This window comes from Vibrio coralliilyticus, assembly GCF_024449095.1.
In the GTDB taxonomy this organism is placed as follows: Bacteria; Pseudomonadota; Gammaproteobacteria; order Enterobacterales; family Vibrionaceae; genus Vibrio; species Vibrio coralliilyticus_A.
The window spans coordinates 1,228,871-1,246,013 of sequence record NZ_CP024627.1 but is presented as its reverse complement, the minus strand read 5'-3'; the positions used below and the strand labels follow the sequence as shown (position 1 = coordinate 1,246,013).

The following is a 17,143-nucleotide window of genomic DNA, read 5'->3' as shown; positions in this document are numbered from 1 at the left end:
AGCCCCTACTAATAGGGGCTTTTTTGTTTATGATGATTTTTGAATTCCTTTCCCCTGCGGGAAAATATCTCTTACCTTATCTAACTGAAATTTCAACAGCGCTGATCGCTTGTTTTCTTGTGATGGCTGGTGGCGAAGTCAACACTTTGCTCAGAAGAACGCTGCGAAACCACAACTTTGTACTCAGAACCGTCGTATTTGTCTTGATTAACGCCTTTGGTTACGGCTTAATCATTGTTAAAGCCACCCCTTACCTCGCTCGGACATTACGTGATATGGACGCTGGCATCATGTTTTCTATTGTTATTGTCAGCTTTATATTAATTGGTTCATGGGCACAACGGAATCGACAAATTTAGTGCGAAGACTCTTTCACAGACCAAAACCCTCTGATCATTATTTAGCCTACGCGCTAAAGGGGCTTCGCTGTATCCCTCTCTTGCTGATCTGCGCGGCTATCTCTCTCTTTTTGATAGACCGTTGGGTCTCCTATCAGACCAAAGATCAGCTCTATACTAGTTCAGAGCAAGTCGGTAATTTTGATGTCGCCGTCGTCTTGGGCACCAGTAAGTATCTTGGAAAAATCCTTAACGATTACTATACCAATCGCATTAGTGCAGCGATCGAGCTATACCAAAGTGAGAAAGTCGATAACTTCCTGTTAAGCGGCGACAATGCCCACCGGTCTTATAATGAACCTTGGACAATGAAGCGTGATTTGCTCAAAGCGGAAGTGCCTGAGAATCATATATACCTAGATTACGCAGGCTTTCGCACTCTTGACTCTGTGGTTCGAGCAAAGGAAATTTTTGATACCGATAATTTTTTGATCATCACTCAGAAGTTTCATTGCGAGCGAGCGCTATTTATTGCCAACTTCCATAATATCAATGCCAAATGTTTTGCGGTTCCCGGCCCTTCGTCACATTCTGGTTATCAAATCCGATTACGAGAAGTGTTTGCCAGAGCCAAAGCCGTATTGGATCTTTACATCACACGAGCCAAGCCCAAATTCTTGGGGCCAAAAGAACCAATTCACCCCAACGAAGCAGAGCCACTAAATATTGAAGATAGCGTAGTTGAAGACACCGAATAGCCTATCGAAACGGGCTGACTTCACCCCCAGCTACATCGTTTATCTTCATAAAGCCACATCAGCCAAGTAGCAATATGGTCGATAACGATTCTCTGCTACACTAACCGCTGAGTTAAACAGCTCAAATACAACATTTACCCATATAAGAGCTGTCAATATAAAATGAGTAATGTCATGTCTTTAATCGCAAAAGGTACGCTAAGTAAGATGCGTGCTTCGTTAGATGGTGAAGTACACTATCATCTTCCAGTCGGTGATGAACTCGTCGACCTTCAGCCTTTCATAGGCCAGAAAATAACTCTAAACCATACCGGTAACATCTTTTGTTGCTCTTGTGGTAAGAAAACCAAAAAAAGCTACTCACAGGGCCACTGTTTCGTGTGCATGAAAAAGCTCGCGAGCTGCGATATGTGCATTATGAAACCGGAAACGTGTCACTATGATCAAGGCACATGTCGCGAGCCGCAATGGGGCGAAGATAACTGCATGGTTGACCATTTCGTCTATCTTTCGAATACATCAAGCCTCAAAGTCGGAATTACTCGCCATACACAGATCCCGACACGTTGGATTGATCAAGGAGCCACACAAGGCCTTCCAATATTCAAAGTGAAAACTCGCCATATCTCAGGCCTGATTGAAATTGAGTTAGCAAAACACATTGCAGATAAAACCAATTGGCGGACTTTGCTCAAAGAAGATGGCGAACCAATGCCACTTGAAGAGAAGTTTACAGAGCTATTGCCGTTGGTTGAGGACAAAATCACTGAGATAAAACATCAGTTCGGTGATGATGCAATTGAGATACTCAACGCTGATATCACGTCCATCAGCTACCCAGTTTTGCAGCACCCGACAAAAATCACATCGCATAACTTTGATAAGAACCCTGAAGTGGCAGGCACTTTACAGGGTATTAAAGGTCAATATATGATTTTTGATACTGGTGTGATTAATATCCGCAAGTTCACGTCTTACGAAGTTGAAGTCAGCGTATAACACCTGGCTTATTAACTCCTATTAAAAAAGCCCTTTCATTAAAGATGAAAGGGCTTTTTGTAACAAGGCGACTTATTGGTCTAGCGGGCTAAGTATGTATTTGTAATGCTCTGCACCTTGACCAAATGACTCTATAGCACGAACTCGCACGTCATCTAACGTAATCGTTTTTGCTACCTCTCTTGATTGAGTGAAGGCTTCTTCACCAAAATCATTCACCAAAGTTAAAGCACGGAACCAAGCAACGTCTGAGGGGTAGTTAATCGTGTCTTCAAGGTACACATCCAACTGCTCCTTCGCAATCGCTAGCTCCTCTTGGCTCACAGAAGTGATCAGATTCTGAATGACCTTATCAATGGCTTGTTCTACCTTAGGTAGATCTTCTGCTGCAACTTGAGCTTCAATCGTCCAATCCGTTGCCGGCTCATTATTGTCAGTAGAAAAGTAACTGTCGGGGGCATAATCTAAGCTCAGCTCTTCACGTACGTAAGCATCTAGACGTCTGGCTAAAATACGCTGAACAACCTTATCTACCAACGTAAGTTTTGCATCTTGAGCCCTTGCGGATTGATTAATAGAGCGCAGTCTGTAACGGCTATTTTGCTCATTATTGATCGCTAGGTTAATTTTGCTATCGGGGCGAGCATTATAACGCACTTGATAAGGCGGCATCTTCGCAGCTTCCAGAGGAATTGTCGAAATATAGTTCTTCACACCATAAGCAATCTGCGAAGATTCAACCCCAGCCACAATCACCAGCTTACTATTGCGAGCCTTTCTAAATAGCTCGTCATAAGCTTGTTGCACTTGATCGACCGTCACGCTTTCAAAATCATGAGCATAAGTAGGAAAATACACACTTTGAGCAGCAAAGGTATTCGTTTCAATCGCGTCATACCATTGACCGAGCGGAGATCTGAGATAAGACATGAGTTCATCCGCATACTCCTGCTTTAACACTTCGATCTGCTGTTCACTAAACTTAGGGTATGCCATCACGTTATAAAGAAGTTTGAGTACCTCATTAACTTGGTCTTTAGGAGCACTGATTTCAAAACCATGTTCAGTGCCATTAATGTAACTCTGAACATCAATATCATTTTTGCGGATATACGCTTTGAGCTGAGTACCATTAAACTGAGCAACACCACTCTTTATGAGGGTTGCCAAGAGTAATTGAGATGCTGGTACAAGCTCTCGCTCCAGAACGGCTTTCCCACCCGAAGACATATAAACAATATGAGCAAAATCAGTGTCGTTATCGGGGTCAAATAGTACGTCAATACCATTATCCAAGGACCAAGTCACTTCTCCATTGTTTTGTTCTATGGCATTAGGTAGAGGCTTTTCTGACTCCACTTCAACCAATCCATTCATATCCGTACTTATGTGATTACTGGCCACACCAGGCATTCCATACATGCTTTTCCACTCAGGCAGACTTTGCTTCACTTGCTCAATCGATTCCACGGGGTCAGTACCGACGAACATATCATATGAAGAAGATAGCATATTTCGTACATGTTGATTGATGTAGTCAATATCCGCTAAACGCAGCAGTTGATCGAGACTGCGCTTGTAATCGGCTAATGACTGAGAAGGTTCTCCCTCCGCCAATTGGCTTGTTCTGTCTTCAGCGAAGTCTTCGCTTCCACGCCGAAACCACTCATCGTCCGCGTGTTCACGACGACTTCTATATTCAGCCATAACTACCTTCAATTCTTCTTGGCTAACACCATGATCCCTGAGCGACGCCAAAGTTTCAAAAAACAAAGGCTGAACGGCATTTCGATCTTGAGGGGAGAATGAGATAGACGCATCGTATACGCGCTCTTGCACACTCGTATAAATACTAGAATCCCAACCGCGTAAAGGTAAAGCATGTTCGGTGTATACTGCATCTAATCGATGTGATATCAAGCGAGCAACAATTTTGTCTTTCCAATACTCGATAAGATCATTTCTTGTGAGAAGCAAATTTTCCCCCAGATAGAAAGTCATCCCTACCACCGATGGCTCATCAATACTAACTTGAGTAACAAAGTCACCTCTGTTGATCGCAGCTTTTGCTCGAACAGGTGGTGGTAAGTCATTCGTTGGCTGCCAATCTGCAAACATTTTTTGGATTAACCCTTTCGCATCTTCACGCTTAATATCTCCGACAATGATTAATTCACTGGATTGTGGCTGATACCAAGTGTCATAAAACGCTTTCAGTGATTGAGAAGTTGCGCTTTGGATAGTCTCTGGTGTACCAATCGCGTCCTTTCCCTCATAAGGTGTCCCTTTCACGCTGTTTTCATACGCCTTGTCGTAGAAAGACAAATGCTCAGGCACCCCTCGGCGATATTCTGCCAGAACGACTCCTTTCTCGCGCTCAACCTCCTCAGGGGCGAATGTCACACGATTTGCAACGTCTCTTAGCCAAAGTATTGCTTTGTCGAGTTCATCTTGGTTCGGTAAACTTAGTGTGTAGACTGTTTCCTCGTACGAAGTATAAGCGTTAACATCGTGACCGCTTGCTCCCGTCTTCTCCATCAGTTCAATGACTTCATTTGGCGTAAAATTTTCACTACCATTAAATGCCATATGCTCGACAAAGTGGGCATACCCGAGTTGGTCAGGTGTTTCTTCCAATGAGCCAACATGGACAAATAACCGAAGAGATATTGCTTCTGTATCAATTGGGTAAATATGGTATCTGAACCCGTTGTCTAACTGACCTGACGTCCAGTTAGTATCTTGCTGAATAGGTATATTCGTACTTTGCTGAGCACAACCGGCTAACAGCAAGACAAACATAATTAAGACTTTCTTCATAATCGATATGCTTCTGTTTTATATTCAGCCGAAATATAACTGTTAATACATCAATGTCGATAGTCTATTTAATAAGAATTAGTCCTTCACGATCAAAAAAGACCCTCAATGAGGGCCTTATTTATAGCTTAAACACAGAAAAAGTCTTTCGCTATTCATTGTCCTAAGATAAGTTTCAGCTCATCAAACAATACATCGACTTCTTCTAATGTGTTGTAGTGCATAAAACCAATTCGAACCACACCACCTGATTGTTCAAGATCGAGCTGACGGGCCAAGCCAAGCGCATAAAAATGTCCGTTCCAAACACAGATATTACGCTGACCCAGCTTCTGAGCAATCTCCTCAGGGGAATGGCCATCAAAAGTCAGTGCGAAAGTTGGCGTTCTCAACTCACTGTTGGCTTCATTGCGTCCCCACAACCTCACTCCTTTTAGCTCTGCTAAACGTGTAAGGAAACGTTCACTGATCGCGGACTCGTGTTGATTAAACTGTTGGAAAGAGTCGACTAACCGGCGGCGAAGATCATCACCATCCTTACCCCATTGAGCCAGATACTTGACAGCGGCAATGACCCCCGCAAGACCTTCAAAGTTCTGAGTGCCCGTCTCAAATCGACCCGGACCTGTATTGGTGGCAGGCTCGACTTTGTATGGCTGTAAAGACTGTAACCACTTAGGCGCGATATATGCAATCCCAACATGGGGGCCAAAGAATTTATACGCAGAGCAAGCCAAGAAATCACAACCTAGCTGTTGTACGTCAACCAAGTGGTGCGGAGCGTAATGTACAGCATCGACATATACCATAGCTCCCACACTGTGTGCGGCTTCAACTACACGTTTCACGTCCACAATTGAGCCTGTGGTATTAGATGCGTAAGTCAGCGCGACAAGTTTAGTCTTAGGAGTGATCAGCGATAGCAAATGCTCTAAGTCTAGTGAACAATCTTGCTCATTCACTCGAGCCTGATAGACTTTCACTTGCTTATCATCCGCCGCTTGCTGCCAACTCGACACGTTGGAGTAGTGATCGAGAGAGGTAACGATGACTTCATCTCCTGCTCGCCAACCGCGACTAATTGCCCGGCTAAGCTGGAACGTCAAAGAGGTCATGTTGGCACCAAAGACGATGTTATCGCTCGATTCTGCATTGAGTAACGCTTGTGCAGATTCTCTCGCTTGTTTCATCAAGTCAGTGGTATGGGCACTGGAAAAATAGTGACCACCAAGATTCGAATTAAAAAAGCCCAGATACGCGGTCATCGCCTCTAGCACACTATTTGGCACCTGTGATCCACCCGGGCCATCAAGAAACATCACCGGCAGGTCATTGTGACTTTGCTGTAAGGCGCGAAACTGCGCGCGTACCAAGTTAGGAGTGAAGTTCATTCACGGCTTCCTTCGCGGTTAGTACAAATACGTCCATATACCCTTCTTCACCCTCAATCACAGAGCGAATTGGCGTTGCGTTATGCCACAATTTATTGTCGGCCAACATGGCAACTTCACCGTTTTGAAGCACTTTGCGGAAAAAAGGTGCTTCGTTGAAACTGCTGTATAGCATCACATCGCCACCTTCGATGTTATGGCGACCCATTCCGACAAGTGCAATATGGTCGAAGCCATCTTGATGCACGCCTTCAGGAGCTACCTGCGTCTCATCAAAAATGGCAGAGATGCGCATTTGGTGAATTTCAATTTCCTGACCATCTATCAACTTATTAGCATCGACAAACAGCTGACAGATCTCGCGCATCCCTTCACTTTGAAGGGTCGTCGCTTCAATAGGCTCAAATTGACGCACGACATTGCCTTGAAACCGGTTGATATCATCGGTTTGCATGAACTCATTTTTCTGAAGATCAATAACCTGACCATCTTTAAACTGGATGACTGAGTAACGACGCAAACGGTATTGACCGTCTGCATGCTCGGTATTAGGTAGTTTGGTAAAAGACGGCGCCAACTGTGCAAACGCAGAGTCACTTAACTGAGTGAGCTGCAAAGTTGTTTCGCGGTTATGTAACATCATCATCTCCTTAATGAATGTTCATATGGGAATCTTTGGTTAACATCTTGTTCACAACTATTATTTGCGCATTTATATTGCAAGTTCAACAAATATCAGCAGTTAAAACCAACAAAAATTATAATTTGGAATGTAACACCAATAATAAAAGCAATTACAGTTAAATAAACCATTTTGAGAGTTTAACGAGTCAAAAATTCAGATGACTTATCTGTTAACAGCGATATAAATCTTTCAGCTCAATTAGTTAAGGTGCTCTTTTGTCGTTACAAGCGTCATCGTTTGCGTTCTAATCTATAACCATTTATTACATTTCGACGACTTGCTAACGCTTTCAATACCCCAAACTATTCCATACAATCGAATGAAATTGATAAGCGTCACCGCTAATGGAGCACAAATGAGCGACGTAAAACACAGTAAGTTACTTATCCTTGGTTCTGGTCCTGCGGGCTACACTGCTGCAGTATACGCTGCGCGCGCAAATCTAAACCCAGTATTGGTGACTGGTATGCAACAAGGTGGTCAGTTAACGACAACAACCGAAGTTGAAAACTGGCCGGGTGATCCTGAAGGCTTGACTGGGCCAGCTCTCATGGAACGTATGAAAGAACATGCCGAGCATTTTGAAACCGAGATCGTTTTTGATCATATCAACCAAGTCGACTTCAGCCAGCGCCCTTTTCGTCTGAAAGGCGACAGTGGTGAATATACATGTGATGCTTTGATTATCTCGACTGGTGCCTCAGCGAAGTACCTTGGCCTTGAATCCGAGGAAGCGTTCAAAGGGCGTGGCGTATCAGCATGTGCAACCTGTGATGGTTTCTTCTACCGTAATCAAAAAGTCGCGGTGGTTGGCGGCGGCAACACGGCTGTTGAAGAAGCGCTTTACCTCTCTAACATTGCTTCAGAAGTACATCTGATTCACCGTCGTGACAGCTTCCGTGCTGAAAAGATTTTGGTTAAACGCTTGATGGACAAAGTCGAAAGCGGCAACATCATTCTCCATACGGATCGCACTTTGGAAGAAATCACTGGCGACGACATGGGTGTGACGGGCGTTCGCATTAAAGACACCAAGTCAGACTCTATCGAAGAATTGGAAGTGATGGGTGCTTTCATCGCAATTGGCCATCAACCCAATACAGGCATTTTTGAAGGTCAGTTGGAGATGAAAGATGGCTATATTCTTGTCCAATCTGGCCTTGACGGTAATGCGACACAAACCAGCGTCCCAGGCGTCTTTGCTGCGGGTGATGTCATGGATCACAACTATCGCCAAGCAATCACTTCAGCCGGAACCGGTTGTATGGCAGCCCTTGATGCTGAACGTTTTCTGGATGCTCTAGCAGACCGTAAATAATATTTTTCATTTTTGACTCAAATCCTTAAAGCCTCGTGGTATTCCCACGAGGCTTTCTTTTGTATAATCGCGAACCTCAACTCGCATAATAATTATCATTAAGCCTTCACGATGGACAAAAAGAAACAGCGCAGCTTGAATAAATGGCTCAAGCAGCAAAGTAAGTTAGCAAAACGCTGGCTGATGATTGCTGTTGGCCTCGGCGTACTTTCAAGCGTATTTTTGTTAGCTCAAGCAGCCTTGCTCGCCACCATTCTGCATCAATTGATCATAGAACAGGTCGACAAATATCAACTTGTGCCTTATTTCATTGGCTTAGCCGCCGTCATTGGTGTTCGAGCGCTGTGTTCATGGGGCCGAGAGATCGCAGGTTATCGCTGCGGCGCGCAAATTCGTGTTTATATACGTCAGCTTATTCTCGACAAGCTAAGAGAGTTAGGCCCAGCTTATATCAAAGGTAAACCTGCTGGTTCGTGGGCAACATTGTTGCTTGAACAAGTAGAAGATATGCATGATTTCTTCGCGCGTTATCTGCCTCAAATGTCTCTCTCTGTGCTTGTTCCCTGCGTGATACTTATTGTCGTCTTCCCAGTGAACTGGGCAGCCGGTCTTATCTTCCTGCTCACTGCTCCATTAGTGCCAATGTTTATGGCCCTAGTCGGTATGAAAGCCGCCGACGCCAACCGCAAGAACTTCAAAGCATTACAGCGTTTATCTGGTCACTTTTATGACCGCTTACAGTCGATGACAACGATCCGTCTTTTTGACCGAACCAAAGCAGAAACGGAAGTCATGCGTGGGGCTTCTGAAGTATTCCGAACTCGTACAATGGATGTCCTGAAAATTGCATTTCTGTCTTCCGCCGTTCTGGAATTTTTTACCTCTATTTCCATTGCACTGACCGCCGTTTACTTCGGTTTCGCCTTTATCGGTGAACTTAACTTTGGCGACTATGGTGCAGGGGTAACCTTGATGGCCGGCCTGTTTATTCTGGTGCTGGCTCCTGAGTTTTATCAACCACTGCGTGATTTAGGTACTTTCTATCACGCTAAGCAACAAGCGGTTGGAGCTGCTGAAAGCATTGTTGAGTTCCTTGATACTGATGTCAGTGCCGTTCGTTCAGGTGACAAAACGCTCAGCGCGAATGACGCTATTTCCATCCAAGCAAAAGATTTAGAGGTGTTCTCACCAGAAGGCATTAAATTGCTTGGTCCTGTGAGTTTTGAACTCTCGACGGCTCAAACGACAGCTTTAGTTGGCCCAAGTGGCGCCGGCAAAACCAGCTTAATCAATGCGATACTCGGATTTCTCCCATATCAGGGATCACTCATCATCAATGGCATTGAGAGAACAGAGCTGAATCTCGAAAACTGGCGAGAAAAAATCAGCTGGGTTGGCCAAAACCCGTTGCTATTGCATGGCTCTATCCGTGACAACATCACGTTGGGCAAGGACAACGTATCGGATGACGCTATTCAAACTGCATTACAAGAGTCTTTCTCCGCAGAATTTGTTGAGCAACACGGCCTCGATTACGCCGTATCCGACCGCTCTGGCGGCCTTTCCGTTGGGCAAGCTCAACGATTAGCACTCGCAAGAGCGATGGTACAGGACGGAAAATTCTGGCTTCTGGATGAACCAACCGCTAGCTTGGATGCACGTAGTGAGCGCTTAGTCATGCAGGGTTTAGCTGGTCAGATCGAAGGTAAAACAACGCTGATGGTCACCCACCAGCTTAGCCCTTTACAGAACGTTGCACAGATTCTGGTCATGGAAAACGGTGCGATTATTCAAAGTGGTCACTACAACGAACTCTCCAGCCAAGAGGGGTTATTCCAAAATATGCTTCAGGCGAATAATACTCTAAACCAAGCCAATAAGGGGAATCTCGATGCGTGATTTAGTTCCCTATCTAAAACTGTATAAAAAGCACTGGTTCGGCCTATCTCTGGGAATGCTGTTGGCCCTCCTGACTCTATTTGCCTCTATTGGCTTACTGACTTTGTCCGGTTGGTTCTTATCTGCAGCCGCAGTGGCCGGGTTAACTATCGCCCGAGAAACCTTCAACTACATGCTGCCAGGGGCTTTTGTCCGCGGCTTTGCCATGGGACGCACCGCTGGTCGATGGGGTGAGCGCGTTGTTAGCCATAACGCTACCTTCAAGCTACTGACCGATCTGCGTATTTTCTTCTTCTCCAAACTCGCACCATTAATTCCGGGTCGAGTATCAAACCTGCGTGATGCCGACTTACTCAACCGCCTAGTTGCCGACATCGACGCGATGGACCACGTCTATCTTCGCCTTGTCAGCCCTATGGTCGTCGGCACACTTGGCATCCTAGGTTTAACAGCACTAATTTGCTGGTTTGATATGGAGCTCGGCTTAACGCTTGGCACCATTCTTATGGCTTTACTGCTCATCTGGCCAGTGTTGTTCTACAAATTAGGTAAAACCAATGGCGCAGAGCTGACACAGAACAAAGCCGATCTGCGTATCGCGACATTGGATTGGTTACAAGGCTACAGCGAGCTAACCCTATTTGGAGCGGAAGAACGTTACCGTAATGCGATTTTAAATGTGCAAGAACGCTTACTGAAGAATCAGTATTTTAATGCTCACTTTGCAGGTTTAGCACAAGCATTGCTGATGCTGGCTAACGGTTGGACAATTGTTCTGATGCTATGGCTTGCGGCAGATGGAGTGGGCGGTAATATGCCTGATCCTATGGTTGCCTTAGTGGTATTCGCTACAATGGCCAGTGTCGAGCTTCTAATGCCAATTGCTGGCGCTTTTCAACATTTGGGTCAAACACTGACTTCAGCACGGCGATTAAACGACATCATCTTGTCCGAGCCTGATGTTCAATTCCCAGAGCAAAATACAGAGCACGACGACACCTATTCAATTGAGTATGAGAATGTCACTTTCCGTTATCCGGATGGCGACTCAAATACACTGCAAGACATTAGCCTGCAAATTCCTGCCAAGCATCGCATCGCAGTGGTGGGGCAAACCGGTTCTGGTAAATCGACATTAATGCAGCTACTGAACCGCTACTGGGACACCCAGCAAGGCGACATTAAAATTGCGGGCCAATCCATTCGTCATTGGAGTGAAAGCCAGTTACGCCAAGCCATCAGCGTGGTCAGCCAGCGAGTTGATATATTAAACGGTACTTTGCGTGATAATTTATTGATGGCTTCTCCAGATGCTAACGATGAACAGTTAGCTGAAACGTTATCTAAGGTCGGCCTAAACAAGTTATTGGATGAGCAAGGTTTAGATACATGGTTAGGTGAAGGTGGTCGCCAACTGTCCGGTGGGGAAAAGCGCCGTATCGGTATTGCGCGTGCTTTACTACACAATGGCCCTATCCTATTACTTGACGAGCCTACCGAAGGTTTGGATAAGCAAACAGAACGACAGATCATGAAACTGTTCGAGCAGCACTTTGAAAACAAAACGGTTGTTTTCATTACTCACCGCTTAGTGGATCTCCACAGAATGGATGCCATTTGCCTAATTGAGCAAGGCCAGATTGTCGAGCATGGTAGCCATCAAGCGCTACTTGAAAAGCAAGGGCGATATTTCGCACTTAATCAAACACTATGATCCACAAGGGCGATAGACATCGCCCTTTTTTACGTCTCCTTTGTTATCCATCATACTCCGTAATTTCATACACATTAATTGGGTATAAGTGCTCGCATACAATCTAAAAGTCACTTGGTTGCGAGAAAACATCAAGCAACTTAGTATGCGTAGAATACTTAATCAAAGCGGAACACACGCATGGAATTGGATATCTATCAAGTCGACTCATTTACAAGCGAAACTTTCAAGGGAAACCCAGCTGGAGTCTGCATTACAGATCAACCACTTGATGAATCATTAATGTTTGCTATTGCTGCAGAAATGGCGGTGTCTGAAACGGCGTTTTTATCCTTAAACGATATGCGATTACGCTGGTTCACACCTGCAGTAGAAGTCAAACTGTGCGGACATGGGACACTCGCAGTTGCCCATGTTCTCAAACAACAAGGAAAGATTAGAACTGGTGACAATATTACCTTCAATACCCTTTCCGGTTTGCTGAATGTCAAGGTGTTAACTTCGACTTATGAGTTGGACTTCCCTACCCCTGAATTGAAGTATAACCCACATTGCTCTGAAGAGAGACTCAATGCACTTGGGTTATCTGAACAACAGGTTATGTCCTACTGTCAGTTTGATGACAAAGAACTGTTTGAGCTTACCGACGAACAAGCAGTGCATGACCTAAGCCCGGATTTTTCTTCATTGGTAAGACAACCGGGACGAGGGATCATCGTCACCGCTCGATCAACTCAATCCGATAGCGATATCATCTCTCGCTACTTTGCGCCTTGGGTCGGTGTGAATGAAGATCCAGTGACAGGTTCAGCGCACTGTGCATTGGCAGAGTTCTGGGCAGGTACAATCAAAAAGTCTGTATTCACCGCCTACCAAGCATCCTCAAGGGGCGGTTATCTTGATATCAAACGAGAGGGAAATGGGAGGGTCAAGATTTCTGGTAGCGCGGTGACCGCTCTAAAAGGCACGCTATTTATCTGATTGGGGTACAAAAAAGCAGCCACACGGCTGCTTTTTGAAATAGATTGATTAGCGCTAACGCTGCTTATTACGAGCACCTTGCTCACCCGCACCTTTGCGCGGTTTACGGCGAGCTGGATTGTTACTACGTCCACCACCGTTGTTCATTCGTTCTTCATGACGCTTAACTGCGCGACGAATTTTCTGGCTACGAGAACGCTCACGCTTACGTGACGTATTGGCTTTGTTTTCGTCAAGCATGGTCTCTTTTTCAGGACGCAGCTCTACCAATTCACGCAAGTAGTTCACCTCTTTGAGGTCAAGCTCCATCCATCCGCCACGAGGCAATTTCTTATCAAGGAAGATATCACCGTAACGAACACGCTTCAGGCGGCTAACCGTACAGTCCTGAGATTCCCACAAACGGCGTACTTCGCGATTACGGCCTTCGTTGATCACAACGTAGAAAGTGTGGTTCATACCATCACCACCTGCGTAAACAACATCTTCAAAGCGCGCTAAACCATCTTCCAGCTCAACACCACTGACGAGGTTACGTACTTTCTTCTCATCCACTTCACCAAATACACGCACTAGGTACTCACGCTCGACCTGACGACTTGGATGCATGAGACGGTTAGCAAGCTCACCATCGGTAGTAAATAACAGCAAGCCTGATGTATTCGCATCTAGGCGACCAACAGAGATCCAACGCGAACCACGGATTTTTGGTAGACGGTCAAATACAGTACGACGACCTTCAGGATCATGACGAGTACACAGCTCACCTTCCGGCTTGTAGTAAGCTAGCACACGGCACACAACTTCTTCCTGCGCCTTCGCAGAAACAGTGTGACCGTCAATACGTACTACGGCATTTTCGTCTTCTAGTCGTTCACCAAGCTTAGCCACAACACCATTTACACTTACACGACCCGCTTTAATTAAGGCTTCTAGCTCGCGTCGTGAGCCATGGCCTGCTCGCGCTAATACTTTCTGTAATTTTTCGTTCATTCATCTACCTTTGTGTCGTCTTCTCAGACGTCGATTCTATTTTGCGACCTAAATTCGCGGCCGCATATTATCGCAAATCCTTGGAAAAAACGCATGCTTTATTTTCGATTTTGACAGCAATAACAATAGCCAATAATAAGAGTAATCGTAAGATTTTATAACCTTTATACACCTCATTAACCTAGCTCTTTATTGACGAGAATGAACAGAGCCTATCGCCTTAGCTTTTGGTTCAATATCCCCCCAACGCTGATCTTCTAACACCTCTAGCCAAGGTGTTAACTGTTCTGCAGGCTTCGGCCGACTAATAAAATAGCCCTGCGCATAATCACAGCCATTGTTTATTAACCAATCCAGAGAGGCCTGGTCCTCCACACCTTCCGCGACCGTTTTCAACCCAAACCTTTTAGCCAGTTTGATTGTCGATTGTGCAATCGTCTGATCTTGCTGGTCGTCAGCGACATTTAGGATGAAGGATTTATCAATTTTGAGTTCTGTAGCAGGTAAATGTTTGAGCTGAGATAACGATGAGTAACCTGTTCCGTAGTCATCAATCGAAATTGACAGACCTCGTCGGGACATTCTGCTCAGTAGCGATAATGCATACTCAGGATCCTCTGCAAGAGCGCTTTCGGTGATCTCTATCGTAACCTCAGCTTCACTGCAACCAAACTGAGAGAGGAAACGAGCGACTTTAACATCAAAGTCTTTCTGTTTAAGGTTAACCGCTGAAACATTGATCGCGACGCCAAGCTCATACCCCGCCTCTCTCCAAGTTTGAAGCTGCCGCAATGCATTACCTATCACCCAGTCCGTTAGAGCATCGATTTGCCCTGTTGTTTCTGCAATTTCAATAAACTCATCAGGAGGAATCATGCCCAGCTCTGGATGTACCCAGCGCACAAGAGCTTCGACTTTATCGATTCGTGATGTGTGTAGATTTAATTTGGGTTGAAAGTGAAGAACCAACTGCTCATTCCGAATAGCTTCTGTCAATTCATGGATTAGACGCACTCGGTTAATTGCACTCTCCGCCATGCTAGAAGCAAACTCTAAGCTGGGTTGCTTTATTTTCATTGCCTGTTGTAAAGCAATCCCTGCATTATGAAGCAGTTGTCGCGCCGTTTCACCATGTTTGGGATAACGACAATAACCAGAAACAGTGTGCACCGTCACTGAAATACGTCGCAAAGTAAACACTCCCGATAAACACTGCAAAACTACATCGACACTTTGTTCATCACTTTGAAGCTTGCTACAGGTCGTTAGTAAAGCAAATTCAGATGAGTCAAGCTGGTAAAACTGAGCTTGTTCATCCAAAGTCAACAAACGACTCGCAGCCGCCACCTGCAATTCTTCCCCCGTATCCAGACCTAGGCTGTAATTAAGTTCTTCAAACTCTAGGACTCGAAATCGAATTAGCATAAAGCCATCGCATTGGTTCTGAATCAAATGGGCAATATCTTCAAATAACTTTTTCTTATTCGGCATTTGTGTCAAATCAGAGTGATAGGCACGGAAATTAAGCTCTGCTTCACGATCATTAACCGCCTGATTCATTAAATTGAACTCATGAGCCAATACACCTAACTCATCTTTGCGTTTAACCACCAACTCGTTACTTGCCTGACCCTTAGCGATTTGTTGTGCCTTTTTCACTAGCTCCTGCAAAGGTTTCGCAAGGCTTTTTGACAAGAAATACGCAGCAAGCACCGAACAGCCAAACGTACCCAATACGATCAGCACAACTTGGAACCAACGGCTTTGAAGTGTGGCGAATAGATCCGATCTGGAGAGGTAAAGTGCAGCGATCAGGTCTTTTTCTTCTTTAAAGCCAATCGCTACCTCAGTCGCTATAGTATTGGCATCCGTTTGCTGGGGCTTAGAAGAAACACCACTCTCTTTACCTTCAATACTACTAGCAAGCAGTGACCATTGACCACTTTCCTGATAGCCGATATCAACATTCATACCGGTTAACAGTGCTAACCTTTGGGCCAATATCTGATCGATAGCGAAGCCAAAACCTATCCATGCAACGGTTTCTGCACCACTTTGTACTGGAACCAAAACTAATTGGAACACAGCGCCCTGATAATCATAAAGGATGGGGCGGTCTTCATCTGGGGCAGCAGTTTCAGCCATCGTCAGCATATTGTTTTCCGTATCGGCAAGTGTCCGATTACTGCTTCTGTCATAAACCAATTTGCCAATAAAATTACCATCGGCAGTAAGACCGATCGCCAAATCAGCGGATATCCGTTGACGGTGATTGTTTAACGCCACCAAAAAGCTGCGTTCATCCTCTCTCAGCGCCTGTTTAAGGCCAAAGTCTTTTGCCACAGTTTGTGCAAATGCGGTCAGATTCCGCGTACGTTGTTCAAACTGATTTTCAAACACCACCTTTGCTGTACTTAGGTGTATTTGGGCTCGTTCAGCTCTCTCTTTTTCATTCGATTGAACGATGGAGTAAAACAGAACACACTGTACAGTGACTAATACCGCCAGGAATGAAAGCAGAATTTGTGTCTGAATGCTTTTGAATTGACTCATTTGTATGACCCGTAAGATCTGTAAAAATCAATCGTCTGAGTATTTTTCTGTTTGGGTATTGGTGACATCTTTTTCGTCAGCGACAAGGTCAACTCTTTCTCTTGACTAAGCTGGGCATACAGTTCCTCATTCATCTGAGGGTGCCATGCAATAACTTTCACATTTTCCAATTCATCCGGTAAGGTCATTCTTACCACTCCAGATTTACCTGTGATGGTAAAATACGGCGTGTCCACAACCTTAATATAGCCGCTCATCCAATCATGAATATTACACCCCATCGCTATGACTCCTTCACTGGGGAAGGACTTCTCTACCCCTGCTTCCGAGGAACGAATAACGAAAGAAAAATCCAGTGGACCAGTAATTGAGTATATATGGTGAGAAATGTTGTCTTTATTGGTAAACAACACTGGCTGGTTTACTTTAACTACTGAGATATAAGGCTTAAATGCACGCTTATCTTGCGAGATCTCAGTCACTAAAGTTTCTTTTACTGAGGAAGATTGCTTCGGTAAATTGGACGCCGTGACATAGACCACTGCATCTTTAACAGGTTTACCATTATTTTGGACAACACGAATTTCAACCGGAGCAGCGAGGCAGACAAGGCTGAAAAAGGAGAGAGCAAAGATCAAGTGACGCATATTGCATATCTGATTAGTGAGACTTAACAATCAGCATAGCAGTCAGT

At 44.9% G+C, this 17,143-nt stretch carries 13 protein-coding genes; 7 read left to right on the top strand and 6 right to left on the bottom strand.

Going from position 1 to position 17,143, the window contains the following annotated elements; all coding sequences use genetic code 11:
* Positions 1–29 precede the first annotated feature (29 nt).
* From CTT30_RS05665 to CTT30_RS05655, 3 genes are all read left to right on the top strand, one after another.
* Positions 30–359, top strand: coding sequence for a DUF3392 domain-containing protein (locus CTT30_RS05665; RefSeq protein ID WP_239836604.1), 330 nt, complete (start codon positions 30–32; stop codon positions 357–359).
* Entirely contained in the window at positions 359–1,096 is a 738-nt protein-coding gene (locus tag CTT30_RS05660; RefSeq protein WP_252036292.1) for a SanA/YdcF family protein, read from the top strand. The genes CTT30_RS05665 and CTT30_RS05660 overlap by 1 nt, the downstream gene beginning before the upstream one ends.
* Before the next feature lie 174 nt (positions 1,097–1,270).
* Positions 1,271–2,095 (top strand): DUF2797 domain-containing protein, encoded by an 825-nt coding sequence (locus tag CTT30_RS05655; protein ID WP_252036290.1) that lies wholly within the window; start codon positions 1,271–1,273, stop codon positions 2,093–2,095.
* 72 nt (positions 2,096–2,167) lie between these two features.
* Here the strand turns inward: CTT30_RS05655 and CTT30_RS05650 are convergent, their stop codons facing one another.
* The 3 genes from CTT30_RS05650 to CTT30_RS05640 all read right to left on the bottom strand — a co-directional run bounded on the left by CTT30_RS05650 (position 2,168) and on the right by CTT30_RS05640 (position 6,946).
* On the bottom strand, positions 2,168–4,915 hold the full coding sequence (locus CTT30_RS05650; RefSeq protein WP_252036289.1) for a M16 family metallopeptidase: 2,748 nt from the start codon (positions 4,913–4,915) through the stop codon (positions 2,168–2,170).
* A gap of 155 nt (positions 4,916–5,070) precedes the next feature.
* Positions 5,071–6,306, bottom strand: a complete 1,236-nt coding sequence (locus CTT30_RS05645) for a cysteine desulfurase-like protein (RefSeq protein ID WP_252036288.1) — start codon at positions 6,304–6,306, stop codon at positions 5,071–5,073.
* Positions 6,290–6,946 carry a 2OG-Fe dioxygenase family protein gene (locus CTT30_RS05640; protein ID WP_239836902.1) on the bottom strand — a complete coding sequence of 219 codons (657 nt, stop codon included), beginning with the start codon at positions 6,944–6,946 and terminating at the stop codon, positions 6,290–6,292. Before CTT30_RS05640 ends, CTT30_RS05645 begins: the two co-directional genes overlap by 17 nt.
* A gap of 400 nt (positions 6,947–7,346) precedes the next feature.
* Between CTT30_RS05640 and trxB the strand changes: the two genes are divergently transcribed.
* The 4 genes from trxB (at position 7,347) to CTT30_RS05620 (ending at position 12,903) form a co-directional block, all read left to right on the top strand.
* Positions 7,347–8,309, top strand: coding sequence for a thioredoxin-disulfide reductase (gene trxB, locus CTT30_RS05635; RefSeq protein ID WP_252036287.1), 963 nt, complete (start codon positions 7,347–7,349; stop codon positions 8,307–8,309).
* A 111-nt stretch (positions 8,310–8,420) separates the two neighbouring features.
* Complete coding sequence (cydD, locus tag CTT30_RS05630) at positions 8,421–10,208, top strand: heme ABC transporter permease/ATP-binding protein CydD (RefSeq protein ID WP_252036285.1); 1,788 nt, start codon at positions 8,421–8,423, stop codon at positions 10,206–10,208.
* A complete protein-coding gene (gene cydC, locus CTT30_RS05625) occupies positions 10,201–11,922 on the top strand; it encodes a heme ABC transporter ATP-binding protein/permease CydC (RefSeq protein WP_252036283.1) in 1,722 nt (573 codons plus the stop codon). The genes cydD and cydC overlap by 8 nt, the downstream gene beginning before the upstream one ends.
* Before the next feature lie 180 nt (positions 11,923–12,102).
* Positions 12,103–12,903, top strand: a complete 801-nt coding sequence (locus CTT30_RS05620; RefSeq protein ID WP_252036281.1) for a PhzF family protein — start codon at positions 12,103–12,105, stop codon at positions 12,901–12,903.
* A gap of 54 nt (positions 12,904–12,957) precedes the next feature.
* Here CTT30_RS05620 and rluB read toward each other — a convergent pair whose 3' ends face one another.
* The 3 genes from rluB to CTT30_RS05605 all read right to left on the bottom strand — a co-directional run bounded on the left by rluB (position 12,958) and on the right by CTT30_RS05605 (position 17,096).
* Entirely contained in the window at positions 12,958–13,896 is a 939-nt protein-coding gene (gene rluB / locus CTT30_RS05615; protein WP_239836613.1) for a 23S rRNA pseudouridine(2605) synthase RluB, read from the bottom strand.
* Between the two features lie 189 nt (positions 13,897–14,085).
* Positions 14,086–16,449, bottom strand: coding sequence for a putative bifunctional diguanylate cyclase/phosphodiesterase (locus tag CTT30_RS05610; protein WP_252036280.1), 2,364 nt, complete (start codon positions 16,447–16,449; stop codon positions 14,086–14,088).
* The gene (locus tag CTT30_RS05605) at positions 16,446–17,096 is read right to left on the bottom strand and encodes a cupredoxin domain-containing protein (protein ID WP_252036279.1); all 651 of its coding nucleotides are present in this window, start codon (positions 17,094–17,096) and stop codon (positions 16,446–16,448) included. Before CTT30_RS05605 ends, CTT30_RS05610 begins: the two co-directional genes overlap by 4 nt.
* Positions 17,097–17,143: the final 47 nt, after the last annotated feature.

What these genes read in the sequence shown, in the direction of transcription:
- CTT30_RS05665 (WP_239836604.1), top strand. Translation starts at nt 30, where the DNA reads ATGATGATTTTTGAATTCCTTTCCCCTGCGGGAAAATATCTCTTACCT.
- CTT30_RS05655 (WP_252036290.1), top strand. Translation starts at nt 1,271, where the DNA reads ATGTCTTTAATCGCAAAAGGTACGCTAAGTAAGATGCGTGCTTCGTTA.
- CTT30_RS05650 (WP_252036289.1), bottom strand. Translation starts at nt 4,915, where the DNA reads ATGAAGAAAGTCTTAATTATGTTTGTCTTGCTGTTAGCCGGTTGTGCT.
- CTT30_RS05645 (WP_252036288.1), bottom strand. Translation starts at nt 6,306, where the DNA reads ATGAACTTCACTCCTAACTTGGTACGCGCGCAGTTTCGCGCCTTACAG.
- CTT30_RS05640 (WP_239836902.1), bottom strand. Translation starts at nt 6,946, where the DNA reads ATGTTACATAACCGCGAAACAACTTTGCAGCTCACTCAGTTAAGTGAC.
- trxB (WP_252036287.1), top strand. Translation starts at nt 7,347, where the DNA reads ATGAGCGACGTAAAACACAGTAAGTTACTTATCCTTGGTTCTGGTCCT.
- cydD (WP_252036285.1), top strand. Translation starts at nt 8,421, where the DNA reads ATGGACAAAAAGAAACAGCGCAGCTTGAATAAATGGCTCAAGCAGCAA.
- cydC (WP_252036283.1), top strand. Translation starts at nt 10,201, where the DNA reads ATGCGTGATTTAGTTCCCTATCTAAAACTGTATAAAAAGCACTGGTTC.
- CTT30_RS05620 (WP_252036281.1), top strand. Translation starts at nt 12,103, where the DNA reads ATGGAATTGGATATCTATCAAGTCGACTCATTTACAAGCGAAACTTTC.
- rluB (WP_239836613.1), bottom strand. Translation starts at nt 13,896, where the DNA reads ATGAACGAAAAATTACAGAAAGTATTAGCGCGAGCAGGCCATGGCTCA.
- CTT30_RS05610 (WP_252036280.1), bottom strand. Translation starts at nt 16,449, where the DNA reads ATGAGTCAATTCAAAAGCATTCAGACACAAATTCTGCTTTCATTCCTG.
- CTT30_RS05605 (WP_252036279.1), bottom strand. Translation starts at nt 17,096, where the DNA reads ATGCGTCACTTGATCTTTGCTCTCTCCTTTTTCAGCCTTGTCTGCCTC.